Source organism: Cytobacillus sp. FSL W8-0315 (genome assembly GCF_038002905.1).
Classification (GTDB): Bacteria; Bacillota; Bacilli; order Bacillales; family Cytobacillaceae; genus Cytobacillus; species Cytobacillus pseudoceanisediminis.
In genome coordinates this window covers 4411732-4437613 of record NZ_JBBOOC010000001.1, presented here as the reverse complement: position 1 = coordinate 4437613, position 25882 = coordinate 4411732, and the positions used below count along the sequence as shown (strand labels likewise).

Annotated in this window: 23 protein-coding genes and 1 riboswitch; of the genes, 15 read left to right on the top strand and 8 right to left on the bottom strand. The window is 41.4% G+C overall.

Annotated features, from left to right (window positions below; genetic code table 11):
* The first annotated feature begins 7 nt into the window (after positions 1–7).
* The 5 genes from MKY20_RS22720 to abc-f all read left to right on the top strand — a co-directional run bounded on the left by MKY20_RS22720 (position 8) and on the right by abc-f (position 4662).
* A complete protein-coding gene (locus MKY20_RS22720; RefSeq protein WP_009331117.1) occupies positions 8–1564 on the top strand; it encodes a flotillin family protein in 1557 nt (518 codons plus the stop codon).
* A 175-nt stretch (positions 1565–1739) separates the two neighbouring features.
* Positions 1740–1841 carry a YjcZ family sporulation protein gene (locus tag MKY20_RS22715; protein ID WP_019381583.1) on the top strand — a complete coding sequence of 34 codons (102 nt, stop codon included), beginning with the start codon at positions 1740–1742 and terminating at the stop codon, positions 1839–1841.
* 48 nt (positions 1842–1889) lie between these two features.
* A complete protein-coding gene (locus MKY20_RS22710) occupies positions 1890–2027 on the top strand; it encodes a YjcZ family sporulation protein (protein WP_019381584.1) in 138 nt (45 codons plus the stop codon).
* A gap of 318 nt (positions 2028–2345) precedes the next feature.
* Positions 2346–2546 (top strand): hypothetical protein, encoded by a 201-nt coding sequence (locus MKY20_RS22705; RefSeq protein ID WP_019381586.1) that lies wholly within the window; start codon positions 2346–2348, stop codon positions 2544–2546.
* Between the two features lie 337 nt (positions 2547–2883).
* Positions 2884–4662: a ribosomal protection-like ABC-F family protein gene (gene abc-f / locus MKY20_RS22700; protein WP_341003079.1), complete on the top strand. Its 1779-nt coding sequence runs from the start codon at positions 2884–2886 to the stop codon at positions 4660–4662.
* A gap of 50 nt (positions 4663–4712) precedes the next feature.
* On the opposite strand, the gene MKY20_RS22695 is transcribed toward abc-f, so the two are convergent.
* Positions 4713–8987: a S8 family serine peptidase gene (locus MKY20_RS22695; RefSeq protein WP_341003411.1), complete on the bottom strand. Its 4275-nt coding sequence runs from the start codon at positions 8985–8987 to the stop codon at positions 4713–4715.
* A gap of 724 nt (positions 8988–9711) precedes the next feature.
* On the opposite strand from MKY20_RS22695, the gene MKY20_RS22690 reads away from it, so the two are divergent.
* From MKY20_RS22690 to MKY20_RS22670, 5 genes are all read left to right on the top strand, one after another.
* Positions 9712–10248, top strand: a complete 537-nt coding sequence (locus tag MKY20_RS22690; RefSeq protein ID WP_019381590.1) for an RNA polymerase sigma factor — start codon at positions 9712–9714, stop codon at positions 10246–10248.
* Positions 10223–10831: a hypothetical protein gene (locus tag MKY20_RS22685; protein ID WP_009331112.1), complete on the top strand. Its 609-nt coding sequence runs from the start codon at positions 10223–10225 to the stop codon at positions 10829–10831. Before MKY20_RS22690 ends, MKY20_RS22685 begins: the two co-directional genes overlap by 26 nt.
* A gap of 217 nt (positions 10832–11048) precedes the next feature.
* Positions 11049–12344 (top strand): ABC transporter substrate-binding protein, encoded by a 1296-nt coding sequence (locus tag MKY20_RS22680; RefSeq protein ID WP_341003078.1) that lies wholly within the window; start codon positions 11049–11051, stop codon positions 12342–12344.
* Between the two features lie 60 nt (positions 12345–12404).
* Positions 12405–13382: a carbohydrate ABC transporter permease gene (locus MKY20_RS22675; RefSeq protein ID WP_009331110.1), complete on the top strand. Its 978-nt coding sequence runs from the start codon at positions 12405–12407 to the stop codon at positions 13380–13382.
* Positions 13379–14248, top strand: a complete 870-nt coding sequence (locus tag MKY20_RS22670; protein WP_071159559.1) for a carbohydrate ABC transporter permease — start codon at positions 13379–13381, stop codon at positions 14246–14248. The genes MKY20_RS22675 and MKY20_RS22670 overlap by 4 nt, the downstream gene beginning before the upstream one ends.
* Before the next feature lie 100 nt (positions 14249–14348).
* Here the strand turns inward: MKY20_RS22670 and MKY20_RS22665 are convergent, their stop codons facing one another.
* From MKY20_RS22665 to MKY20_RS22635, 7 genes are all read right to left on the bottom strand, one after another.
* Positions 14349–15092, bottom strand: coding sequence for a hypothetical protein (locus MKY20_RS22665; protein ID WP_009331108.1), 744 nt, complete (start codon positions 15090–15092; stop codon positions 14349–14351).
* A gap of 145 nt (positions 15093–15237) precedes the next feature.
* A complete protein-coding gene (locus tag MKY20_RS22660) occupies positions 15238–16005 on the bottom strand; it encodes a TatD family hydrolase (protein WP_009331107.1) in 768 nt (255 codons plus the stop codon).
* 11 nt (positions 16006–16016) lie between these two features.
* Positions 16017–16751: an ABC transporter ATP-binding protein gene (locus tag MKY20_RS22655; protein WP_071159555.1), complete on the bottom strand. Its 735-nt coding sequence runs from the start codon at positions 16749–16751 to the stop codon at positions 16017–16019.
* On the bottom strand, positions 16748–17515 hold the full coding sequence (locus tag MKY20_RS22650) for an ABC transporter permease (protein ID WP_009331105.1): 768 nt from the start codon (positions 17513–17515) through the stop codon (positions 16748–16750). The genes MKY20_RS22655 and MKY20_RS22650 overlap by 4 nt, the downstream gene beginning before the upstream one ends.
* Entirely contained in the window at positions 17512–17805 is a 294-nt protein-coding gene (locus MKY20_RS22645) for a thiamine-binding protein (RefSeq protein ID WP_009331104.1), read from the bottom strand. Before MKY20_RS22645 ends, MKY20_RS22650 begins: the two co-directional genes overlap by 4 nt.
* A gap of 13 nt (positions 17806–17818) precedes the next feature.
* Positions 17819–18823, bottom strand: coding sequence for an ABC transporter substrate-binding protein (locus tag MKY20_RS22640; protein ID WP_019381597.1), 1005 nt, complete (start codon positions 18821–18823; stop codon positions 17819–17821).
* 108 nt (positions 18824–18931) lie between these two features.
* Positions 18932–19040: riboswitch (TPP riboswitch) on the bottom strand.
* Between the two features lie 73 nt (positions 19041–19113).
* Positions 19114–19527 carry a YkvA family protein gene (locus MKY20_RS22635; RefSeq protein ID WP_019381598.1) on the bottom strand — a complete coding sequence of 138 codons (414 nt, stop codon included), beginning with the start codon at positions 19525–19527 and terminating at the stop codon, positions 19114–19116.
* 146 nt (positions 19528–19673) lie between these two features.
* Here MKY20_RS22635 and MKY20_RS22630 point away from each other — a divergent pair, with 146 nt between their 5' ends.
* The 5 genes from MKY20_RS22630 (at position 19674) to treC (ending at position 25856) form a co-directional block, all read left to right on the top strand.
* Positions 19674–20387 carry an NAD-dependent deacylase gene (locus MKY20_RS22630; RefSeq protein WP_251174391.1) on the top strand — a complete coding sequence of 238 codons (714 nt, stop codon included), beginning with the start codon at positions 19674–19676 and terminating at the stop codon, positions 20385–20387.
* A gap of 117 nt (positions 20388–20504) precedes the next feature.
* Positions 20505–20678: a twin-arginine translocase TatA/TatE family subunit gene (locus MKY20_RS22625; protein WP_009331100.1), complete on the top strand. Its 174-nt coding sequence runs from the start codon at positions 20505–20507 to the stop codon at positions 20676–20678.
* 281 nt (positions 20679–20959) lie between these two features.
* Positions 20960–22366 (top strand): PTS system trehalose-specific EIIBC component, encoded by a 1407-nt coding sequence (gene treP, locus MKY20_RS22620; protein ID WP_071160482.1) that lies wholly within the window; start codon positions 20960–20962, stop codon positions 22364–22366.
* A gap of 88 nt (positions 22367–22454) precedes the next feature.
* Positions 22455–24131 carry a glycoside hydrolase family 13 protein gene (locus MKY20_RS22615; RefSeq protein WP_341003071.1) on the top strand — a complete coding sequence of 559 codons (1677 nt, stop codon included), beginning with the start codon at positions 22455–22457 and terminating at the stop codon, positions 24129–24131.
* Positions 24132–24170: 39 nt separating this feature from the next.
* Positions 24171–25856, top strand: a complete 1686-nt coding sequence (gene treC, locus MKY20_RS22610; RefSeq protein WP_251174390.1) for an alpha,alpha-phosphotrehalase — start codon at positions 24171–24173, stop codon at positions 25854–25856.
* Positions 25857–25882: the final 26 nt, after the last annotated feature.

Genomic DNA, 25882 nt, shown 5'->3' with positions numbered 1-25882 from the left:
ACATATAATGCTAATGATTTGGGTTGTAATTGGAATTGCAGCATTTTTGCTAATTGCGCTTCTTGGTGTGTTCATTACAAAATATCGGACTGCAGGGCCAGATGAAGCGTTAATCGTAACAGGAAGTTATTTGGGCAGCAAAAATGTCCATGTGGACGAATCCGGAAATAAGATAAAAATAATTAGAGGCGGAGGAACATTTGTATTGCCGGTCTTTCAGCAGGCAGAGCCATTGAGTCTCCTTTCAAGCAAACTGGAGGTTACCACTCCGGAAGTATATACCGAACAGGGAGTCCCTGTCATGGCAGATGGTACTGCAATCATAAAAATCGGCGGGAGTATTGGAGAAATTGCTACTGCTGCAGAACAATTCCTTGGTAAATCAAAGGAAGATCGTGAAAATGAAGCGAAAGAAGTTCTAGAGGGGCATTTACGGTCAATTCTGGGTTCTATGACAGTCGAAGAAATATACAAAAATAGGGATAAATTTTCCCAGGAGGTTCAAAGGGTTGCATCACAGGATTTGGCTAAAATGGGCCTGATCATCGTTTCTTTCACAATCAAAGATGTCCGCGACAAAAATGGCTACCTGGACTCACTGGGAAGGCCAAGAATTGCTCAGGTTAAGCGGGATGCGGATATTGCCACAGCTGAAGCTGAAAAGGAAACCCGGATAAAACGGGCGGAAGCAGCCAAGGATGCCCAAAAGGCAGAACTTGAAAGAGCGACAGAGATAGCAGAAGCTGAGAAGGAAAATCAAATGAAAATGGCTGATTACAGAAGGGAGCAGGATATTGCCAAAGCCCGGGCTGACCAGGCATATGACCTTGAAACGGCCAGGGCAAAGCAAGAAGTTACGGAGCATGAAATGCAGATCAGGATCATTGAACGCCAAAAGCAAATTGAGCTTGAAGAAAAAGAAATCTTAAGAAGAGAACGCCAATATGATTCCGAAGTGAAAAAGAAAGCTGATGCAGACAGGTACGCTGTTGAGCAGGCAGCAGAGGCTGAAAAGAAAAAGCAGATTGCCGAAGCGGATGCAAACCAATATCGGATTGAATCACAGGCCCGTGCCGAAGCTGAAAGAGTTAGGGCAGATGGAATGGCGAAGGCTGATTCACAGCGCGCTCAAGGTGAATCAGAAGCCGAAATCATCCGCCTCAAAGGACTGGCGGAAGCGGAGGCAAAGAGGAAAATCGCTGAAGCGTTTGAACAGTATGGCCAGGCGGCCATGATGGATATGGTCATTAACATGCTTCCGGAATATGCGAAGCAGCTTGCAAGCCCGCTATCAAATATTGATAAGATTACAGTGGTAGATACAGGAAGTGACAGCAATAATGGCGGGGCCAATAAAGTAACTGGCTATGCCACCAACCTGATGTCCACGATGCAGGAAAGCCTGAAAGCTTCGTCTGGCATAGACGTGAAGGAGCTTCTCCAAAATTTTTCTGGCAAAGGAAACGTCCGGCAAAGCCTGGAACAGCTGACTGAGGAAATTAAAGAAAAAGAACCCGTCCAATCCGCTAAAGGAATCCAAGCCACTCTAGCTCATAAAAAATAATAAAATTGCCTATTTTTTCAAGGAAGATAGTCTGGAAATACTGTTATATCAGCAAAAAGCAGAAGCCTTCACACGGAAGGCTTCTTTTTTGCGATGAAAACTGTGTATTCGTCTATCGCACAAATTGGGTGAATTGAATAGGATATATTGAATCAAACAAAGGAGGTAATTGACTATGTCAGACGGATGTGGATACGGCGGCGGTTTCGCCCTTTTAGTTGTTTTGTTTATTTTACTGATTATTATCGGTGCTTCTTGGGGTTATGGCGGATTCTAATAATTAAACATGGAGACAGAGTTTATTAGTAAGGGAGGGGATTCTATAATGTATGGCTACGGATATGGCGGCTGTGGATATGGTGGAGCTGGATATGGCGGAGCTGGATACGGCGGCGGTTTTGCGCTAATCGTTGTTCTGTTCATCCTGTTGATCATCGTAGGTGCTTCTTGCTTTAAGTGGTAATAGATTAAAAGAAAAGCAGGGGGACCTGCTTTTCTTTTATATGCATACATACCTTTGGATGTGAGTGTGAGAAGCCACGGCAAATTCCGCTTGAAAATGAAAATATCCACTCGCAAAGAGTCTGTCTCCGCGCAAAAAAAAAAGTGCGCGCAAAAGGAAAAATCCCGCGCAATACAAACAAATACCCGCGCATAAAAATCCGTCTCCGCATACAAAAACCTGAAATCAGTCAGCAAATTCACTAATTGCAAACTCGTGTTTCCTAATAAGCCAAATAGGGAAAAGAAGCAGCATAAACGAAAATGGGAGGTTTGCAAAATGGATGAACTTAAAACTCAGGATCGGGAAAATACGATGAGGGAAATATACTCGATATTGGAGGGTGGACTTCAGCGGGAAATGCATAAAAGCGAGTACAAGCTTGTTTCAGAGTGGGTAAGCGGTTTTAACCTGGAGGAAAGAGCAACGATATTAAATATGCTTAAGGAGCTAACCAACAAGCATATCAGGATTGATTAATGACAAGCAGGCAGATACTTGCATTAAAGCTGCTGATCATTTGCCTATTGACAATAAAAGCCAGAAGCTTATATACTACAATCAAAGAGTTTGAAAGGATGATTTAGGGGCATGAAGTTATAATCTTATTTTTTCTGGTATCTTTTTACATTTAAAAAGTTTAACCCGGAGAACATAGGATTAGTGTGCCCTTTTTTAGTCATCCCTTATCGGAACTGATGGTTACTATATTTGTCTGTAAGCGGATCAAATTTTATTTAGGCGCATGTTTATTATGTATTTGCACCATTTCCAATGATGGGTGCACAATCCTCTCCGGGTATGGGGAGGTTTTTTTATGTGTGCAAATAAACGTATAATCAGCAATCAGAACAATAATAACCTGCCGATTCTCATGGCCAGGGGTCTTCAAAAGTCATTCGGTGATAAAACGGTGTTTTCTAATTTGGACTTCGATATTTATCAGCAGGACCGCATCGGCCTTGTTGGCTTAAATGGCACAGGTAAAACTACACTGGCCGATATTTTGTTCGGCAGTATTCAAGCGGATAAAGGCACTATCGAGCGGATGAAGGAGCCATGCAGAATTGGCTACCTGCATCAGTCGGCAGACTATTCTGTCAGTGAAATTCGCGATTTCAACCAATCTCCAGATGAAGAGATTCTTCAGCAGGCAAGCAAACTAGGCCTTTCAAAACTCCATGAATGGGAGCCGGATAGACTTGATTCTTTGAGCGGCGGTGAAAGACTGAAGCTTTCTTTAGCTAAAGTCTGGTCATCTAACCCGGATATGCTGATTTTGGATGAACCTACTAATCATTTGGACTTACAGGGCATCGAATGGCTAATTAGCGAAATCTGCAATTTCAGCGGCCCGGTTCTGATCATTTCCCATGACCGTCATTTCCTTGATCAGGCAGTCGGGAAAATTTTCGAATTACAGGAAGGCATTCTCACCATTTATCAGGGTAATTACACAGCATACCGGGAGCAAAAACAGAAAAACTTTGATGATCAGCTACATCAATTTAATGTACAGCAGAAAGAGATCGAAAGAATCGAAAATCAGATGTCCAATTTAAAAAAGTGGTCTGAAAAAGCTCACAGGGAATCAACTAAAGGCGGAAGTCCTTCTGAGAATAGGCAGATGGGATTTAAAGAATATCACAGAGTGAAAGCCAAAAAGATGGATCAGCAGATTAAGTCAAAAATGAAAAGACTTCAGCAGGAGCTGGATAAAAATAAAGTTGAGAAGCCGGAAGAAGAGGGGAAAGTACATTTTCAATTTGATGCGTCAGGCAAAAGAGGGAAGAGAATCATTGAAGCTAAAAACCTTTCAAAAAGCTTTGGCGATCGGACTCTTTTCGAGGATAGCCAATTTTATATCAAGCACGGTGAAAAAATAGGGATTCTTGGAGCAAACGGGGCAGGCAAGACCACATTTATCCGAATGCTTTTAGATGAAGTACCGCCTTCTGATGGAGAACTTTGGGTCAGCAGCACTTTAAAGATTGCTTATTTAAATCAGGATATCAATGATTTGCCCTTAACCAAAAATGCCGTTGAGGCACTTGATCTCACCGATCGTGAAATGATTTACAAGGCAAGGACCCTGTTAGCGAATTTGGGGATGAAGGAAGCGAAGTTAAATCAGCCGATTGAACAGCTTAGTATGGGAGAGCGAATTAGGGTCAAGCTTACAGATATGCTTTTAAAAGAATATGATGTGCTAATACTAGATGAGCCGACGAATCATTTGGATTTGCCGAGCAGGGAACAATTTGAAAAAACACTCAAAGAATTTTCAGGGACGCTCATCATTATTTCTCATGATCTATACTTTTTGGAGAAGTTAAGCTCAAGGTTACTTGTATTTAAAGATAATAAAATTACCAGATTTGAAATGGACCTGAGGGAATATCAGATTAAATCCAGGAATTCCAAACAGGAAAAAGACCATGACTCCATGAAAGAGCAAATTATGGTTATTGATAACCGCATCAGTGTGATACTGGGAGAACTCAGTCTGCTTGTTCCGGGTGACAGCAAATATGCGGAATTGGATAAAGAGTTTAATGGCTTAATAACTAAAAAAAGAAAATTATTAAATCAATAAGTGCAAAAAGGCGGGCCTTAATAAAAATGGCCCGCCTTTTCATCTGATTATTAATTCTTTTTCGCATTAATCCACAGTTTGCCCTCTGCTGTCTTGCGAGTTTCATTGCCGTAGTTATCCGTTACTTTCACTTCAATTTCGGCACCAGGTGCCTTTACATTTGAAGTGGCAGTATAGTAGCCGACATAATGGCCTGGGGAAGTTTCCATCATTGGAAGCTCAGTAGCGTTATTCACCTGTCCCCCTGCATTTGTTAAAGGCATTCTGATGGCAAACGTCGCTTTTAACCCTGGTTCACTATCAAATTCGATTTTTACCGATTCGCCTTTTTTAAGTTCCTTGTCTTCTGCAGGAAGAAGATTTTCTATGGCTGGAGCGGTATACTTAGCTTCGACCGTGATCGTTTTTTCTTCGGTGTTCTTCGCTTTATCCTGTGCTGTTACCGTAATGGTGTTTTCACCTTCATCCAGCAGGATGCGAAGAGAGTATTCACCATCTGTAATCTTTGCTGCCTGGCCGTTTACTTTAACCCAATCAAGGTTATCATCTGAAACGGTTCCTTTAACAGTGACTGTTTCTTTATTTGTTTTGGATTTATCTGCAGGACTTGATATTGTCAATTCCGGCTTTGTTTTGTCATATATTACTTTTACAGATTCAGAGGCATCAGTAGACCCAGACTCTGTAGCTGCCTTCGCTGTAAGAGTATTTTCCCCTTCAGAAAGTGAAACTTCACTTGAGAATGTACCTTCTTCAGTTGTTTCTGCTGATGCGACTTCCTCTCCATTATTAAATACTTTTACAGTAGTTGTAGGAGCCGAAGTACCTTCAACTGTAACCTTCCCTTGGTTTGTGAAGGCTCCGTCAGCCGGAGAAGTGATGACTGGTGCAGTTACTTCATAGTTCACTGTGGCACGGATCATATAGTTTCCTTCATCCTCTGGAGCAGGAGACCATGCACCGCCTACAAGCTGCCAGCTGCGTCCTGCATTTTCTCCATCCTCATCTGTACCAAGACCAGGAGCATTAGGGTTTGGTGCTGATTGGATATATACCAGATAGAAGTCGCCATTTGTAACGATTCCTTCGTCACTAAGATCTACATGTGTCCATTCACCGTTTCTTAAGGCTGTTGCTTCAAATGGACCTGCCAGCTTTTTGCCAGGTGCCCCATCTGGTCCGCTTGCATCATATACTTCCACTTTGAAGTCTGTTCCGCCCGGAGTCGGCCAGCTGGTATCCCAGAAGCGGAATAAGCCGCCAGTAACCATCGCACTGTCATGGCCGGATGCAAGGGACATCTTAACTGCCCAGCCGTTGCCGGCATCGTAGAATGCACGTGCATTTTCAGCTGTACCATCATCATATCCGATTTCACCCGGGTATCCGATAAATGGCTTTAGCTCAATATTTTGCTCTAAAGAAGAGCCGCCTTCGATTGTGATGCTCTGCTCCTTGCTGTAGTAGGAAGGTGCCATAGCTTTTAAAGTGTATGTGCCTTCGTAGGCTGTGATTGTATATTCACCATTTTCATTAGTTGTTACTGGCTGTACTGCTGCATCTTCTATTAAAAGTAGTGAAGTGTTCGCAACAGGCTCCCCAGTTGCTTCATTTGTCACAACACCTGTGACTGTGCCTTTTGGTATTTCCTCAAGGACGAAGTTTGCAGTCGCTTCTCCATCCTGCGGGATATTTACGCTTTGCGTTTGAGAACGATAACCGTAAGCTTCCGCTTTTACAGTGAAATCTCCAGAAGCATGTGTCATTTCAAACGTTCCATTTTGAGGATTGGTAAATACGGACCTGCCTGATTCCAGCACACTTACTTCGGCAGTAAGCGGAAGCAGCACAGGCGCAGGCTGCTGCTGTTTATCATCATCTTTTGCAGGAGTATCCTTTTTAGGAACAATGCTATCCGGATTTACCTTTTCTTTCTTTAATTCTGCAGAAGGTTTATCTTTGCTGATGCCAAGCTGAGCTTTACCTGCAGGTTCAACTGGAGTATCAGATAATTGAACATCATCGATATACCAGCCTTGCTTCTGTACTGATCCATCTGTAGTCACATTGAATGCTACATAAATTCTTTGTCCTGAATACGCACTTAGATCCACTTCTGCATTAACCCACTCTGTTGTATTACCATTTACTCGAAGAACCTGTTCCCAGTTTTCCATGTCAGTTGAAACGAATACATGGCCGTAATCATAACGGTTTTCAAGCTCGTGCCATTGCTTGAACTGAAGGTAGGCATTGCCTTCCGGCAGGTCAATAGGAGGCATCTGAAGATTCATGTTTGCTCTATTTGCATAGTTGCCGTCAAGTTTAGTTGCATATACTTTTTCTCCGGATGCTGCATTGCCAGGACCTGAAGATGGGGTACCCCACTCCCAGCTGTTTTCCGCTCCATATGAAGTCCAGCCGACCGGCTGTGCTTCAAAGTCCTGAGAATAGCCGATGCTGATTCCAGGTCTTACTGCAACTTCATAGGAGTCAGTTTCAGTTAGATTTCCGCCAAAATCATTGACCTTCCATTTATAAGTAACTGAAGGCTCGGCGATGTCTTCTCCAGGAATCACTGCCTGGTAAGTACCATCTTTATAGTTTCCAGCTGTTCTTTCGGCCTCAATGGCTGCCCAGCTGCCGTCAGCTTTTAAGTATTCAAGATCAACTCTTGTGACGCTTACATTATCTGATGCCGTCAATTCAAGTGCCAGATCCATTCCTGCATATGTTTCCTGAGGTGCTTCGTGATTGGCTGCGGGAGCTTCTGAGTCATCTCCTTCTTTTGCAACCTGGCCTTTAATTTTTCCAAGACCGGTCAGTACGGAAGAAACCGCATCGAAGGCATTGACGAGCCCATATCCAAAACCATTATTTGGTGTCTCAGGATAAGTACCATTTGTCAATGGAGTAGAGGTAGTCAGTAAAATTTCCTCCATCTCTTCAACAGTCAGACTTGAATCAACCTGGCGGAGCAGCGCGGCAACCGCAGAAACATGCGGGCCAGCCATGGAAGTTCCATTCCAGCCGCCTTCATATCCGCTTCCGGGAACTGAGGAACGAATGTTGACCCCGGGTGCGGATACATCAGGTTTAATTTCATCGTATGGTGATGGTCCCAGCAATGAGAAGCTGCCTAAACCATTATTAATGTCTGTCGCACCAGTTGCGAATGATTCCGGGTAGTTAGCCGGTGTTGCAACGGAACCAGGTCCGCCTGGATTAAACAAAGTTGTGTTTCCGGCAGAGAACTCTGGGAAAATTTCAGCTGCCCTCCATGCCTGAACCATTGGACGATACCACTCATCCAGCCCAGGTCCGCCGCCCCATGAATTGTTGACAACATCCGGAGCTTTTTCAGGATGCGGGTTTCCTTCAGCATCCTTTGGAGCTAGAATCCATTCACCTGCTTCAAGCAGATCTATGTCAGTTCCGCCGCTTGCAGTGAAGGCTTTTACTGCAATCCATTTCGCACCAGGTGCAACCCCGATCTGATTGGCTCCATTTGGCTCGGAACCCACCATTGTTCCAGTTACGTGGGTACCATGTCCCTGATCATCATATGGTGCTGCCTGGCCTGCAGTGGCATCAAACCAGCTGAATTCATGCGTTGGTGAATCAGGTTGTGCTGGGTTATAGCCCCGGTATTTTTCTTTTAACGCCGGGTGGTTCCACTGAACACCTGTATCAATGGATGCAACGACAGTACCCGATCCGTCGATTCCCATTTCCCATACTGCAGGAGCACCGACACGGTCAATATTCCACTCGATTGAACTTGTTTCTGCTTGTGTTTTGAGAGCTTTTTCGGCTTCCTTTACTGGCTTATGAAGCTGTCTGGTTTCGTTTGGAAGGATTTTTTCTACTTCAGGAAACATGGCGATTTTTTCCATAATGTCCTTTGTAGCTGTTACTGCAATGGCGTTGACGATGTAGAAGGATTGAACATCTTTTGCCTTGCCGTCTTTTTCCTGCTGTTGAAGGAAATTTGTGACTTGGCCTTGAGTTTCAATAGCTGTAGATCTTAGTGAGGATAGGACTGCAGAGCGTTTCATGTACTTGGATTTAGAGGCTGTCAGTTTTTGGGATGCAGCCGCTTTTTGAGCTTTCTTGGCTGCTGCTGAAGTATCAGCTTGTTCTTTAAATTTTATCAGGAATGTTACTTTATCTTTTTTATCAAATTGTTTCAGCAATGAGCTGTTTATTTTGCTTTTTGCTGTCTGAGGTGCAGCTTGCTTAACTGAGGTATGCGGAGAGCTTTTACTTTCAGCTGATCCCATGCCTGGGAACATCAGGGGCAAAATCAAAAAAGCTGTCAGCATCACATAAAGAATGCGATTCAATGATTTTCTTTTTCTTTTCAAAAAATTCCCTCCTTGTTTTGTTTAATTCCTTAAATAGTGTTTTCCGGCAAAATGAACTCGATCACCTCCTAAGGGTTTCTTCCAAAAATGGAAAACCCTTCCGCTAACAAGAACTTTAGCTGAATAATCAGCTGGAGATTGTCGAAAAATGAAGTTTATTGCTGGGGAATGAATAAAATAGCTAGAAGGTTTTAGAGCATTCATAAGGTTACAGTCTTAAAGAATCAACTTAACCTGGTTATATCTAGATGAAAGGAATCATTTTTACCCGGAAATATTGGAATAATAATAATTTTTGGAAAAAATAAGAAAAAGGAGGGAGGCAGTATTTTTCCAGAATGATAAAATGAATAAAAAGAGGGGGAACTTTAAAAGATGCCTTTCGTCAATCCAATAGGAAAATAGCAAGTAAATTATATGAAAATGGGTATTTTGAAGTGTAACTTTCTTTGTATTACTTATGAATTCTGGCTGGAAGAATGGTTACAGTGAAAAGGACTCTTTCTTCGGAATTCGTCTTAATTAATACAAAGGAATCAGAACATTTAGGAAAAATAGGATAAATGAACAGAATTTGTATTTTGACCTGCATGAAATTTGATTTGATTATTTTACATAAATATTGGAATAGTGTTTCTTTTTTATTTTTCATTCGTCTAATAATACGCGAGGGGGCGCCAAAATGGAGAGAATATCGGCAGAAGCTTTTGAAGATATATACAGCGAATACAGCGATCGAATTTATGGATACATATTTCTTCTCGTGAATGATAAGGAAGTCGCCGAAGATCTGACACAGGACACCTTTATTAAAGCTTATAAATACATGAGCCAATTTAATGGGGAATCCCAGATCTTTACATGGCTGGTCCGAATATCAAGAAATGTAGCCATTGATTATCTGCGTAAAAAAAACAGATTCAAATTTTTCTCAATTGAAAAATTCCAGCTCCAATCAGATGAAGAGACTCCAACCGAGATTATGATTAAGGGTGAAAAAGTTACACTCTTATATGAAGCAATCCGACATTTGAAATTAAGCTATCAAGAAGTGCTGATTTTGAGAAAAATAAAGGAGTTTTCAATCAAAGAAACGGCCGAAATCTTGAATTGGAACGAAAACAAAGTTAAAATCACCACTTCCAGGGCACTCGCAGCACTAAAAAAAGAATTGCAGAAAAGGGGGGAAATCCATGAAGAGCTCATTCGGATTCGATAATTCTTTTCGTGAATTAGACCGTATTCCGCGATCGCAAAAGCAAAAACAGGATAGCCTGCAAAAAATATGGAGTGGTATAGAGGATAGGCCAAAAAGAAAGAAAAATATTTTTCCTAAATTTTTATCTGCTGCCGCAGTAATGGCTGCTTGTATTATGTTCGCTTTCATTATTTTTTCTGAGGATTCAACGACAGGGGGCAGCAGCAGTGCAGATATGCTTGGAGATAGTTTTATCAGTCAAACAGCTATTGCTCTATCAGAAACTGAGAATTCCTTCTCTGCTGATGGAACGTATTCTGCTGAAACCGCGACTGTAAAAGATGAAAAGTGGGAAAGCACGGCAAGAACTGCCATAAATTCGGCAATGCCTGCAGAGGCCGTCATCGACTCCAAACCATTATATGATATCCAATTTATTATGAAAGGCAAAGAATCTGTAAAGGTGAAAGTCTGGAACGAGCGTGGTGAAGTATATTTCAAGTCAATGGACAGTGAGATAATGTATGCAGTTCCCTCTGAAGAAGGTGCCATATTCATTGAGTATTTGGAAGCCATTGCGCACAGTATTCAAAAAACTCCTTAATTCAGACTCCTTTTTAGGGGTCTTTTTTTATTAGGCGTAAAGCCCTGAAAATTTACATATTACGAGAATTTTTTCAAAATAATGTTTTATCCCCAAATATCAGGGTAGTACTATCTTAGTTGTTAATTAATTTATTTGCTGGCCAGTATTTTTCCTTTGCGCAGGGGTTAGGCACAAGCTTAAAGCTGAAGATTAAATATGATTTAGGGGGAGCATCATGAAAAAGGGATTAATCTTTATCATTTCCGCCATCCTGCTTATTGGCACCTTGGCAGGCTGTTCTGGTGAGGAAAGTGTTCAGGCAGAAAAAACGAAGGATGGAAAAGTAATTGTTGATTTTTGGAGCTTCTGGGGTTCGGAAACGAGGCGTCCGATCATAGAAAAAATCATAGAGGATTTTAACAATTCACAGGATGAGGTTTTTGTAAAGCATACATATTTGCCCTGGGGAGATATTTGGACAAAGAACCTGGCATCCGTCGCAGCGGGAAACCCGGCTGATGTTATTATAAACGATATTAATTCAGTCGCCCAGCGAGCTGAAAACGCCCAATCAGAAGATCTGAGCAAGTATATCAATGAATCCTTCAAAAATCAATTTTATCCTCATTTATGGGAAACGGTAATGTACGGGGACAAACCTTATGCAGTTCCATTCAATACAGATACAAGATTGCTATTTTACAATAAAGATGCTTTTAAAGAAGCTGGACTTGATCCGGAAAAGCCGCCAGCAACATGGGCGGAACTGGAGGAGTACGCCGCAAAGCTTGATATAAAGGATGGAGACCGATATGAGAGAGTTGGCTTTTATCCGCTATGGGGCAGCATTGGTGCGGCCAGCTGGATGACAAGCGCTGACGGCGGAAAAGGATTCATTCAAGATGGAGAACTTTATATCAATACACCTAAAAAGCAGGAAGCGCTTCAATGGCTGCTGGGATGGAAAGAGCGTCTTGGTGAGAAGACAGTTCAATCTTTTGAAGCTGAATTTGGCAGTGAGCAGTCAAATCCATTCATAGCAGGCAAAGTGGCAATGTGGGTTGATATCGGCACGTTTTACACACAGATTCGTGACTACGGAGAGGATATGAACTTTGGTGTAGCTCCAATTCCTGCATTTGAAAAAGGTTCGGGGAATTGGAGCGATGGCGGCGGTTTCGTAGCTGAAATACCGAAAGGAGCCAAACATCCTGAGGAAGCTATGAAATTTATCAAGTATTTAGCTGGCCCGGAGGCACAAAAATACTGGGCTATGAAAAACTATGATAATGTCGCAAACAAAGAAGCTGCAGAAGCAGTTGTTAATGAACTAAAGGGCGATGATAAGTACGTATATGAAGCTTCGGTGAAAAACCTGGATCAAACGCAATTGTTTCCGGTTCCAGTAAAGTATCCTGATTACCAAAACCGCATCAATCCGCATATAGACAGTGTGCTGCTAGGAAAAACGAAGCCAGAAAAAGCGCTGGCAAAAGCAGAGAAAGATGTTGAAAAACTAAAGAGAAAATAGAACAAAAGAGAGAAGGGGCCTCCTTCTCTCTTTAAAAATAAATAAAAGAAGGTGTATGGGTTGAAATCATATGATACAACGATTGCTCGCCGGGGAGCGGGTCTTGCGGAAAAAAAAGAAAAGACATCACGCAGACGGATGTCCCGCCAAACAAGAGAAAATATCTTTGGATATCTATTCATCAGCCCGTGGATAATTGGTTTCCTTGGACTGACACTTGGTCCGCTTTTATTTTCCTTATTTGCCAGTTTTACAGATTATAATATTACTTCAAGGATGAATTTTATCGGCCTTGATAATTTTAAACGCATGTTTACAATCGATGATCTTTTTAAAACGTCTTTATGGAATACCCTTTATTACGTTTTATTTTCTGTCCCGCTGACTACTGCAGGGGCGATTTTTCTGTCGGTTCTTTTAAATCAGAAAGTAAGGGGCATGAAATTCTTCCGCACACTTTATTATCTGCCTGCTATCCTCTCGGGTGTTGCGGTTTACTTTTTGTGGATGCAGCTGCTAAGTCCTTCGACAGGATTGGTAAATACGTTCCTTGCATGGATTGGGATTGAAGGGCCAGCCTGGCTGTTTGATCCTGAATGGACGAAACCAGCTTTGCTTTTGATGAAAATGTGGAGTGTCGGAGGCGGAATGCTGCTTTACCTTGCAAGTCTGCAGGGAGTTTCAGCTTCACTGTATGAAGCAGCGGATCTTGATGGGGCAGGTGTTATGCAGAAATTCTTTTATATCACCCTGCCAATGATTTCACCAATCATTTTCTTCGATGTGCTGACTAGTACCATTGGTGCCTTCCAGATCTTTCAAGAAGCATATGTCATGACAGAAAACGGAAGCGGAGGACCAGGAAATTCACTCCTATTCTACAATCTGCATATGTGGAATAACGCGTTTGAAGTGTTTGACATGGGCTATGCATCTGCAATGGCCTGGCTGCTGTTTATTGTCGTAATGGTACTGACAATCATTAATATGAAACTCGGCAAAAAATGGGTCCATTATGAGGGGGGAGATAATAAATGAGAACTGCCGCAGCACCGAAGTTTTATGAGACAAAAAAATTCAAAGATAATTTAAAGCAGACGATTATTTTTATCGTTTTATTAGCGGGAAGTGTACTGGTATTATCTCCCCTGTGGTGGATGATTTCGACATCATTGAAATCTCCTGCTGAGATTGCGCAATATCCGCCTACCTTTGTGCCAAAGGAATTCCATTTTTCCAATTATGTTGAAGCATGGAAAACAGCGCCGTTTACCCGCTGGGCAATGAATACGTTATTTATTGCCCTCTGTGGAATGGCTGGAAGTGTTCTTGTCAATTCACTCGTTGCATATGCGTTTGCGAAAATCCGTTTTAAAGGAAGAAATGCTTTGTTTATAGTTGTGTTATCAACCATGCTGATCCCAGGGTTTGTCACGATGGTGCCTCAATACATTTTATTTTCGAAGCTTGGCTGGGTAAATACGTACCTGCCGCTGATTGTTCCAGCTTTTTTGGGGAGTGCCTTTTTCATCTTCCTATTGCGCCAGTTTATGATGTCCATTCCTAATGAACTAATAGAGGCGGCAGTGCTTGACGGTGCGAATCATCTGCAGATCTGGTGGCATATTATGCTGCCTCTGACGAAGCCGGCTCTTATTACAGTGGCCATTTTTTCGTTTAATGGGGCATGGAATGATCTTCTCGGACCATTATTGTATATAAATGATGAAAGTCTGTACACACTGCAAATCGGGCTTCAGACCTTCAAGGGAACAGTTCAGACACAATGGCATTACCTGATGGCCATGTCAGTCATGGTCCTCCTGCCAGTTGTACTGCTATTCTTCTTCTTCCAGAAGCACTTTATAGAAGGATCAAATATCGCATCAGGTACTAAGGGATAATAAAACCGGCTAAGCATCTGCTTAGCCGGTTTTATAACTGTCCAGCTCAGGCGTCATCGGCTTATGAATGTCGATGATAAGCATAAGCGCTCCGCTTTTCTTATTGAATAGGGCAATATGTTCTCCATTCCCCGCTAACACATACTTTATGGCGGGGTACATAACAGTCAATGATTACCGAATCTGGATTTAGTCCGCTTTCTTTTAGTTGGGAAGACACTGAAACTTCAGGCTCAGTATTTGCGGATGAGCAAGGGTATCCGCCGCGCCATTCATATTTTGTACAGTAGTAGCATAACTCGGCTGCTGCAGTGATTTTATCGGAAGAGACAGCATTGCTTACTGCTGCTTCTTCAATCAAATGCGTTTTCTTCCTTTCTACCTCTGTCAAATAATCAGTAAAGATGCTGTCTTTCGATATATCTATTTTGGTTTCTTCATTTGACTTCAGGTCTTTTACATAAAAAGCCTGATCCTCAATTAACCTGCTGTAATCGACGAGCCGGACTTTTAATCCTTTTCCGTCGGACTCATAAGAAAATGATAGAAGTGACGAGAAATTTACGAGGGCTTTACTATCTAAGAAAACATTTTTTTCTTTGTATTCTATTTCATATTGAACTGTCCAGCCATATTGTTTTCCTTTTTCATCAACAAGAGCTCTTGGCTTGGCGGCTGCATCTTTTAAAATGGAGGATTTAAATTCCTTAAACTCATCAGCCTTTAATACGGCTTTCATGAAATCTTTCTCAGTCAAATCAGCAGAACGGCTTTTGGTTTCTGCAGAAACATTGCCTGAGAAGACTAGTAAAATAGTCAATAACAAGAAAATATACCTTTTCATTACATACCTCCTAAACGTATTGTCCAATATAAGATTAACCTATATTTCCAAAATTAGGAATGGTGCGAAATGATTATATTTATCTAGTATTTTTTATCTAATCTGAATAAAAAAACAGCCTTATGGCAAAAGACTATAAGGCTGATTAATCAATATTATAGAAGCTTTTTGTATTATCATACAGCTTCTTAAGAGCGCTGCTGAAAGCTAATTCTTTTAGTTCAGCAAGGGCACTGATGGAATGGGCCATCATGGCTGGATGGGTAGGCTTGTTTTTAAAAGGGCCTTCGAATTCCCATGGACCATCCGTTTCTGCCATCAATTTATCCAGCGGGTAATCCCGTACAAGGTCCTGTATTTCTTTTTCGTACACGATATCTGGAGTAAAGGAGATGTAATAGCCATTGGCAATCAGCCTGCTTGCCGCTGCGCTGTCACCTTTAAACCAGTGAAAATGAGCTTTTTTAATCGAATGCTTTTCCAATAAATTGCACACAATCGGTGCATCATCATAAATTGCATGGAGGGCAATGGGCTTATCCCACTTTTTAGCGAGCTTAATGAATTCTTCGAGAAGTTCAATATATCCCCCAAGCTGCTTTCTCCCTTCAGACCTTAAATAGTATGGAAGGCCAACCTCGCCAACAGCAGCCATTTGTTCTATGTGAATCTTTATCCAGCTGAAAAGCTCTGAAATTTCATGATCACTGGGCAGAACCTGTTCAGGGTGAAAACCGAAGGCAGGTTTAACAAAGGAATAAATTTCTGCAAGAGCAAGATTTCTTTTGCAGGATGCTAAATCGCTTGAAACTGTAACAAGTGAAAGCTGAAACGGCAACTCATGAAACATTTTCTCTAATTCAATATTGCTGTACTTATCAAGATGAATATGGGCATCAATATACTTATCCATGCTGTTGCCTCCTAATGATTTTTCAGCGCATGATGGATGCTTCTTTTGCAGGCAAGGAAATTTTCATTGAGATAAAGTTCCTCCATTCTTGGCCTGTTAAAGGGTACCTTATATTCTTTAATTACTTTAGCAGGCTTGCTGCTCAGTACTAAAATTCGATCAGAGAGGTAAATGGCTTCTTCGATATTGTGGGTTACAAACAGAATTGTCGGCTTATGCTCATTCCAAATATCGAGAAGCCACTTTTGCATATCGTGGCGGGTAAGCTCATCTAAAGCTGAAAAAGGTTCATCCAGCAAAATGATAGGCTGCGGGCTTAATAATGCCCGGATAAAGGCAGCCCTTTGCTTCATTCCCCCTGACAATTCATGGGGGTATGCATTTTCATAGCCGCCGAGACCAGCTTTTTGAAGCATCTTTCTGGCCGCTTCCGAATCGGTTTTACCCATTAGCTCCTGTCCAAGCAGAACGTTTTGAAGAATGGTTCTCCAGGGCATCAGGGAAGGTGTCTGAGGCATATAGCTTATTGAACCGCGTTTGCCGTTGATTTTCACATTCTCAAGCGTTATGGAGCCTTCGTCCGGCAGAAGCATCCCGCCAATCAGGTTGAAAATGGTGCTCTTTCCGCTCCCTGAAGGACCTAAAATCGAAACAAATTCCCCTTCATTTACATGAAAACTCAAATTGTCTAAAACCTGATTAGTATCAAAACTTTTGGTTAAATGATTAACGGATAATTGTATCATTTCCTGGCACTCTCCCGTGACTTCCATTTAATCAGCAAACGTTCAGCCAGTAAAATTCCTCCAAAAAACAGCAAGCTTAACAGCATAATCGCAAAAATGGCAACAAAAACACGGTCTGTCCGAAATGAAGAAGATGCCAGAGTCATATAAACACCTATTCCTTCTTTAGCTCCGAGCCATTCGGATATTACAGCACCCATCACACTATAGGTTGCGGAGATTTTTAGCCCTGAAAATAGAGAGGGAAGGGAATAGGGAAGCTCCAGCTTCCAAAACAGCTGTCCTTTGCTGGCCCCTGCCATCAGCATATAATGCCTAAGTTCTCCGGGTGTCTGGCGAAAGCCGTCCAATGCAGCAACAGTAATGGGGAAGAAGCAAACCAGCGTGATGACAATCAGCTTTGGAAGTATCCCGAAACCAAACCAAACAACCAGCAAAGGAGCCAGAACAATTATAGGCACATTTTGTGAAAGTATGAGGAGAGGGTAAACCGACTCCCTTATAAAAGGCAATAAGTGCAGTATAACGGCTGTGATTAAACCTATGACGGTGCCAATGGCAAATCCCAATAGGGAAAGCATGACTGTCGATTGAAGGTGGTGGCTGAAGCCCTCCCAGCCCGAAATCGCTTCCAGAACGATTTCTGTTGGCGGAGGCAGGAGCCATGCAGGGACTTCTGCCAGATTTACTGCCATTTCCCAAGCAATGAATAAAAGAAGGAGAACCGCAGCCGGCCTCCATCCTTTTCTGAACAAATTTATCATGGACGATATTTCTCCGTTAAATCACTCATTTCAATACCGTCCGGCTGATATAGAACCTTTACCTGTGAGATTACATTGCTGCTTCCTCTTTCAATCATTTTTCTGTTCATATCAGCTATGATTTTCAATAAATGGTCTAAATCGCCTTCCATCGTTGTTTCGAGGGGATGCACTTCGTACTTAACACCGGATTGCTGAATGACACTAATTGCTTCATCAACGTAAGGTATAACATTTTCCCCATCTTTTGTTTTCGGTATGATCTGAATGCTTACAAGTGCGTTTGCCATATTTGAACTCTCCTTATTCCGGCAGGAAGTCATTAGTAAATGCTTTGCCTGCATCTAATTCTTTATCTAAAAGACCATTTTCATGCATCCAGTCTGCATAGTTTTCCCAGACTTCAAGCTTTTGTTCACCCCATCTTGAAGCATCATCCTGATAGCGGGGGGATAGCCATTCCTGGCTTTTTTTGACCAATTCGCTGTCCAGATCCGGAGCATTCTTTAACAAAATATCTGCTGCTTCGCCAGGTTGATCGATTGCAAATTCATATCCCCTTGCTGCTGCTTTTACAAATGCTTTGACAGTATCCGGATCATCTGCAATCATTTTTTCGCTGGTTGCGAGAACGGGCGTGTAGTAATCCAGTTTTTCTGAGTAGTCGGTAAGGTAGACCATATTAATCTTTTCCCCCCGAAGTTCTGCTTCTACACCTGTCCATCCATAATAAATCCATGCGAAGTCTATATCTCTTTTAACAGCTGTAAAAAAGTCAGCATCCCCCATATTAACAATTGAGACCTTATCAATATTAGCGTTTTCCTTCTTCATTAGGGAGTCTATTACCGATTTTTCTACAGGTGCCCCCCAGCCGCCATAAGTTTTTCCTTCAAAGTCTTTCGGCGATTTAATGTTTTTTTCGGCAGGGGATGCAAAACCGGAAGTATTATGCTGAATAACAGCTGCTATCGATACAAGGGGAACGCCCTGTACACGTGCTTCCGTGATGCTTTCCTGATAGCTGACACCAAAATCAGCCTTGCCTGATGCAGTCAATTGATCTGCACCTGCTTCACCTGGCATTATAATTTCTACATCGAGCCCTTCTTCTTTAAAATATCCTTTGTCCTTTGCGGCATATAAGCCGGTATGATTGGTATTAGGTGTCCAATCCAGTACAACAGTAACTTTTTTCAAATCTTGTTTGCTGTCTGAATCTTCGCTTCCAGTCTGATTATCCGGTCCATTGCCGGCACAGCCTGAAAGAAGCAGCAGCGAACAGATAGCTGCAATCCACTTTTTCATAAGTACTCCTCCTAAAAAACGTTATGTAATAAGGAAAGTTAATGATAGTCTGCCCTGAAAAATAAAAACGCCCCGGTATAAACCAGGGCGCATATAAAAAACATTTAGTATGTTTAAGAATATGTTCCCTACGCTGGTATGAGCCAGATCAGGTTCAAAGGGTCAGCATCTTAATGATGAAGTCTCAACCGGCATACCGGTTCCCCTACATTTCTTGCTATTTAATTTTGACAGCATAAATACTTTCCATCATTATTATAGCAAATAATATTAAAATGCACAGAAAATAATTATTTCATTCCAATCGTCCTGCTCTCTTTCCAAATTCTGAATTTTTCAAGTTCACCTGTAATTTGGCTAACGGCAAAACCAAGGACTGCTACATCATCTAAGATTCCCATTCCTATTAAAAAGTCAGGAACAAGGTCTATTGGGGAAACAAAGTATAGTATGGAAGCAATAATAAAGATAATCGATTTTTTTGAAATATGCCGGTAATCGCCTTTAGACCATGACTTTACTAAATCGATCAGAAGCTGAAACTTTTCCCATATATCACTTAATGAAGATTGGTTTTTATCTGCTTTAAGTGTAGCCTTTCTTAAAAGTCCTTTTGTTTTTTCAGGATCGTCCGCATAACGTTTAGCCCTGGATGAAAATTTTTTATAGCCGTCCTTATAAACTTTGGTTTCTATTTCAGGCATAGCTATCACTCCTATATTGATAATTCGCATAAACAGTTATAATCTAGTATTTACCGCATACCTGACATGACATAAACATTTCATGGGGAGAAATAAATGGAAATCAAATTTAACCTGTGACAAAACCTTATTGGGAGCTGATATCTATGCTTGAGAAATGGCTGAAAGAATCAAATTATACAGTAATATTGACTGGAGCAGGAATGTCGACAGAAAGCGGACTGCCTGATTTCAGGTCTGCCAATAATGGATTATGGAATGGGAAAGATCCTGGGAAAATAGCCAGTACAAAAGCATTGAATGAAAATGTGAACGAATTTATAGAATTTTATCGGCACAGGGTAATCGGGCTTAAGGAGTGTAATCCCCATCAAGGGCACTATATTCTTGCAGATTGGGAAAAGAGAGGTATTATTAAGAGCATTATTACCCAGAACGTGGATGGATTTCATGGACTCGCGGGAAGTGAAAAAATATCAGAGCTCCATGGGAATCTGCAGACACTCCATTGCCGGAAATGTAAAAAAGAGTTCCCGAGCGAGGGGTATTTGCATGGTCAATTCCAATGCCGTTGCGGGGGTGTGCTCCGTCCTTCAGTGGTTCTGTTTGGGGAAATGCTCCCTGAGGAGGCCTTAGATTTCGCAGCAGATGAAACAGAAAAAGCAGAACTTTTTATTGTTCTGGGATCATCCTTGACTGTAACACCTGCAAATCAGTTTCCGCTGATAGCCAAACAAAAAGGAGCAAAACTTGTGATTATTAATATGGAACCTACGGATTTCGATATTTATGCTGATAAAGTGATTCATGACCGCAAAATTGGTGAAGTGCTGGATGAACTTGATAGAGCCTTCAAATAGTCAAAAAACATGAAATCATAGCACTCATGCTATGATTTTTTTTATCAATCAACTATAATGGACAATGAACATGATTACTACTGCCTCAAGCGATATGATATATAAGGAGTGTTCAGCATGTTATCAAACATCGGTATTCCAGGTTTAATTCTAATCCTGGTTTTGGCTCTGATTATTTTTGGACCCAAGAAACTTCCTGAAATAGGAAGAGCGTTCGGGGAGACATTAAAAGAATTTAAGAAATCTACCCGTGAACTCACAAAAGATGATGACAATGATAAAAGGAAATAACCTATTCAAGTGGTTTAGAACCGGCTTTGCAGACAATAGTCTCGAAGCCGGTTTTTTATTTTCTGGCTTTCGAAGCGAGTGAATGGGTATAGAAAAGAGAGAAATGAAAAAATGGTTGACTAACATGTATATACAAGATAAAATGAAAGCGTAAACAGTTCATGTATATACAAGTTGGTTTGCTAAATTGGATAGAGTTGTAAATGGCGAGAACAATAAATAAAAACCTTATAACTGTTTTTTTCTATAATATGAAAACGGTAACAGGAGGAGAGCGAAGAATGGCTACGAATAAAGAGTCAGCAGAGCAAATTGTAGAAGCTATCGGGGGCAAGGATAATATCGCAGCGGCTACTCATTGTGTTACACGTCTGCGTTTTGCCTTAAAAGATGAGGGGAAGGTCAATAAAGAAAAACTCGAAAATATAGATGTAGTGAAAGGTTCCTTTTCCACAAATGGACAATTCCAGGTTGTCATTGGACAAGGCCTTGTTGATAAAGTGTATAAAGAAATGACAGAAGCAACTGGAATAGGCGAATCATCAAAAGAAGAAACAAAAAGTGCTGCTGCTGAGAACTTAAATCCATTGCAGCGCGGCATTAAAACACTCGCAGATATTTTTATTCCAATCCTTCCAGCTATCGTAACAGCCGGTTTGCTGATGGGGATAAACAATATTATGACAGCACCGGATATTTTCTTTGATGATAAGTCTTTTGTTGAAGTTTATACTAACTGGGCTGATCTGGCTGGCATCATTAACCTGATTGCCAATACTGCTTTCGTATTCCTTCCCGGTTTGATTGGATGGAGTGCTGTAAACCGGTTTGGCGGAAGTCCTCTTCTTGGTATTGTGCTAGGTTTAATGCTAGTGCATCCGGATCTTTTAAATGCATGGGGCTATGGTTCTGCTGAAGAAGTTCCGAAGTGGAACTTATTCGGGTTAGAAATAGAAAAGGTAGGTTATCAGGGGCAGGTATTGCCTGTATTATTTGCTTCATACGTATTGGCTAAGATAGAAGTATTTCTGAGAAAAAGAATCCCTGATGCTTTTCAGCTTCTAACTGTCGCGCCGATCGCTTTACTGATCACTGGGTTTCTTTCTTTTATTGCTATTGGACCGATCACATTCATGATCGGCAGCTGGATTACAAATGGGGTTGTCGGAATCTTTGATGCTGTTCCAGCCCTTGGAGGCTTGATTTACGGTGGATTATATGCCCCTCTCGTTATCACTGGTATGCATCATACGTTCCTGGCAGTTGATCTGCAGTTAATCGGCAGCATTGGCGGCACGTTTTTATGGCCGATGGTTGCATTGTCTAATATAGCTCAGGGTTCCGCCGCTTTTGCCATGATGCTGTTAAGCAAAGGGAACGAAAAACTGAAAGGGCTTGCGCTAACTTCTTCAGTATCAGCGTGGCTGGGCGTAACAGAACCGGCAATGTTTGGCGTAAATCTTCGCTTTAAGTACCCGTTCTTTGCAGCGATTATTGGGTCAGCAATTGCAGGAATCTTCATCACTATTAATGGAGTTAAGGCACCGTCGATAGGTGTAGGAGGCTTGCCGGCATTCTTCTCTATCTTTGCGGAAAATTGGGGTTCTTTCTTTATCGGAATGGGTATTGCACTTGTCGTACCGTTTGTATTGACCTTAGCCTTCTCTAAATTTAAAAAAGCAGAATAGAAAGATTGATGCCATGGGGTTCTATGATTCCATGGTATCGCCATTTCTTGGGGCATGCACACAAATGTTAAAAATCGGAGGTCGCCATATGAAGAAGCAATGGTGGAAAGAAAGTGTAGTTTACCAGATATACCCGCGGAGCTTCATGGATAGCAATGGAGATGGAATAGGAGATTTGCAGGGTATCATCTCCAGGCTGGATTATTTGAAAGAGCTAGGGATTGATGTGGTCTGGCTTTCTCCAGTATATAAATCGCCAAATGATGATAATGGCTATGATATAAGCGATTATCAGGATATTATGAGTGAGTTTGGAACAATGGAAGATTGGGAAGAACTTCTCGGAGAGATGCATAAGAGAGAGATTAAACTCATTATGGATCTGGTGGTGAACCATAGTTCAGACGAACATATCTGGTTTGCAGAGTCCAGGAAATCCAAAGACAATCCATTCAGGGATTATTATATATGGCGCGAAGGAAGGAATGGAAAAGAGCCGAATAACTGGGGAAGCAATTTCGGGGGATCCGCCTGGAAACTTGATGATAAAACAGGAGAATATTATTTGCATCTGTTTTCAAAGAAACAGCCAGATTTAAATTGGGATAATCCGAAACTTAGAAATGAAATATACGACATGATGACTTGGTGGCTGGAAAAAGGCATTGATGGATTCAGAATGGATGTGGTCAACTTTATTTCCAAAGTAGAGGGACTTCCTGATGATGAACCAAAGCCTGGAAAGAAATATGCTTCTGGAAGCAAGTATTATCGAAACGGCCCCAGAATTCATGAATACCTGCGGGAGATGAATGAAAAGGCGTTAGCGAAGTTTAATGTTATGACTGTTGGCGAAATGCCCGGTGTGACTCCTGAGTGGGCCAGGCAATATACAGGGGAATCACGAAATGAGTTAAATATGGTCTTCCAATTTGAACATGTTAGCCTGGACAACGGGCCAAACGGCAAATGGGATCTTAAACCCCTTGATCTGTGTGACTTAAAACTAAACCTGACAAAATGGCAAAATGAGCTGGATAAAGCTGGCTGGAACAGCCTTTACTTTAATAATCACGACCAGCCCCGCTCTGTTTCAAGATTCGGCAATGACGGAGAGTATAGGGAAAAGTCGGCTAAGATGCTCGCAACATTGCTTCATATGATGAAGGGAACTCCTTATGTTTATCAGGGCGAAGAAATTGGAATGACGAATGTTTGTTTCTCAAGCATTGAAGAGTACAGGGATATAGAAACACTTAATTTTTATAAAGAAGCACTTAACGATGGCTGGACAGAGGATAAGGCCCTTGAAAGCATATACGCAAAAGGGCGTGACAACGCCCGGACGCCGATGCAATGGGATTCTTCCGAGCACGGAGGTTTTTCGGATGGAACCCCCTGGATAAAAGTAAACCCTAACTATAAAGACATTAATGTGGAAAAGGCCATGAAAGACCCTGATTCTGTTTTTCATTACTATAAAAAGCTTATTGAACTTAGAAAGAAAAATGAAATTATTGTTTACGGCAGGTATAACCTAATACTTGATCAACATCCTGAAGTGTACGCTTATACAAGAACATTGGGCAATCCGACCCTTCTTGTCTTGTGCAACTTCTATGGAGGAAACCCTGAAGTAGAACCCCCTGCATACATTCAGGAAAAGAAATTTGAGGCACTGATTGGGAATTATAAAGATATACAAATTAACAGAACAATTAAGCTGCGTCCCTATGAAGCTCAGGTCCTTCTTTTTAACAGCTAAAAACCCAATTTCTAAAAAACTAAAACAGGTGTGATTCTAATGAAACAACCATGGTGGAAAAAATCAGTAGTATATCAAATTTATCCAAAAAGCTTTAACGATACGACAGGAAATGGGGTTGGAGACATTCCTGGAATTATTGCCAAGCTTGATTATTTAAAAGAATTAGGTGTGGACGTCGTCTGGCTGACACCAATTTATAAATCTCCGCAGCGCGACAACGGATATGATATTAGTGACTATTTCAGCATTCACGAAGAATACGGAACTCTAGCTGACTTTGAAAAGCTTCTTGAAGAGGCACATAGCCGGGACATTAAAATCATTATGGATATTGTAGTAAACCATACTTCCACAGAACATCAATGGTTCCAGGAAGCAAAAAAATCAAAAGACAATCCATACCGTGATTTTTATATTTGGAAAGACCCTAAGGACGATGGAAGCGAACCGACAAACTGGGAATCAAAATTCGGTGGAAATGCATGGAAATATGATGAAGCAACCGGCCAATACTATCTCCATCTTTTTGATGTCACGCAGGCGGATCTAAATTGGGAAAATGAAGAGCTTCGCCGAAAAGTGTATGACATGATGAAATTCTGGTTTGAAAAAGGTGTAGATGGCTTCAGACTTGATGTAATCAATCTGATTTCTAAAGACCAGGAGTTTCCCGATGATGACGGATCTGTGCCTCCGGGAGACGGCAGAAAATTCTATACAGACGGACCTCGTGTACACGAATTTATGCATGAAATGAATGAAAATGTATTTTCAAAATACGATAGTATGACTGTTGGCGAAATGTCCTCCACTTCCATTGAACATTGTATAAAGTATTCCAATCCTGAGAGGGAAGAGCTGAGCATGACTTTCAACTTTCATCATTTGAAAGTGGATTACCCAAATGGAGAGAAATGGGCAATCGCTGAATTTAACTTTAGAGCGTTAAAGCAGATTTTATCAAGGTGGCAGACTGAGATGCACAAGGGCGGAGGCTGGAATGCTTTATTCTGGTGCAATCATGATCAGCCCCGAATTGTGTCAAGATATGGTGATGACAGGAAATATCATCGTGAATCTGCTAAAATGCTGGCGACAGTCATTCATATGATGCAGGGAACCCCTTATATTTATCAGGGTGAAGAGTTTGGCATGACAAACCCAGGATTTGAAAACATTGGAGACTACAGAGATGTAGAATCACTGAACGTTTATAATATCCTTAGGGAAAAGGGAATGAGTGAAGAAGAAATCATAAATATTCTCAAAAGCAAGTCTCGCGACAATTCCCGGACCCCGGTGCAGTGGGATAGTTCTGAAAATGCCGGTTTCTCCGATGGAACGCCATGGATAAATGTTGCAACAAATTATATGGAAATAAATGCCGAAAAAGCATTGAAGGACGGAGATTCTATTTTTTATCATTATAAGAAGCTGATCCAGCTTCGCAAGCAATATGATATTATCACGTACGGAGACTATGAACTGATTTCTGAGGAGCATCCTAAGGTATTTGCTTATGTTCGAAATGGCAATAATGAAAAGCTGCTGGTCGTGAATAATTTCTATGGGGAAGAAACATCATTTATCATTCCTGAACACCTTCAGGCAGACGAATATAAAGATGAGATCTTACTGTCCAATTACAATCAGTCACCTCCGGCAGCACAGACCATTAAATTAAGGCCGTATGAATCCGTTATCTATTATTTAAAGAAATAAGATCAAAAAATCCTCCCGTAAACAGC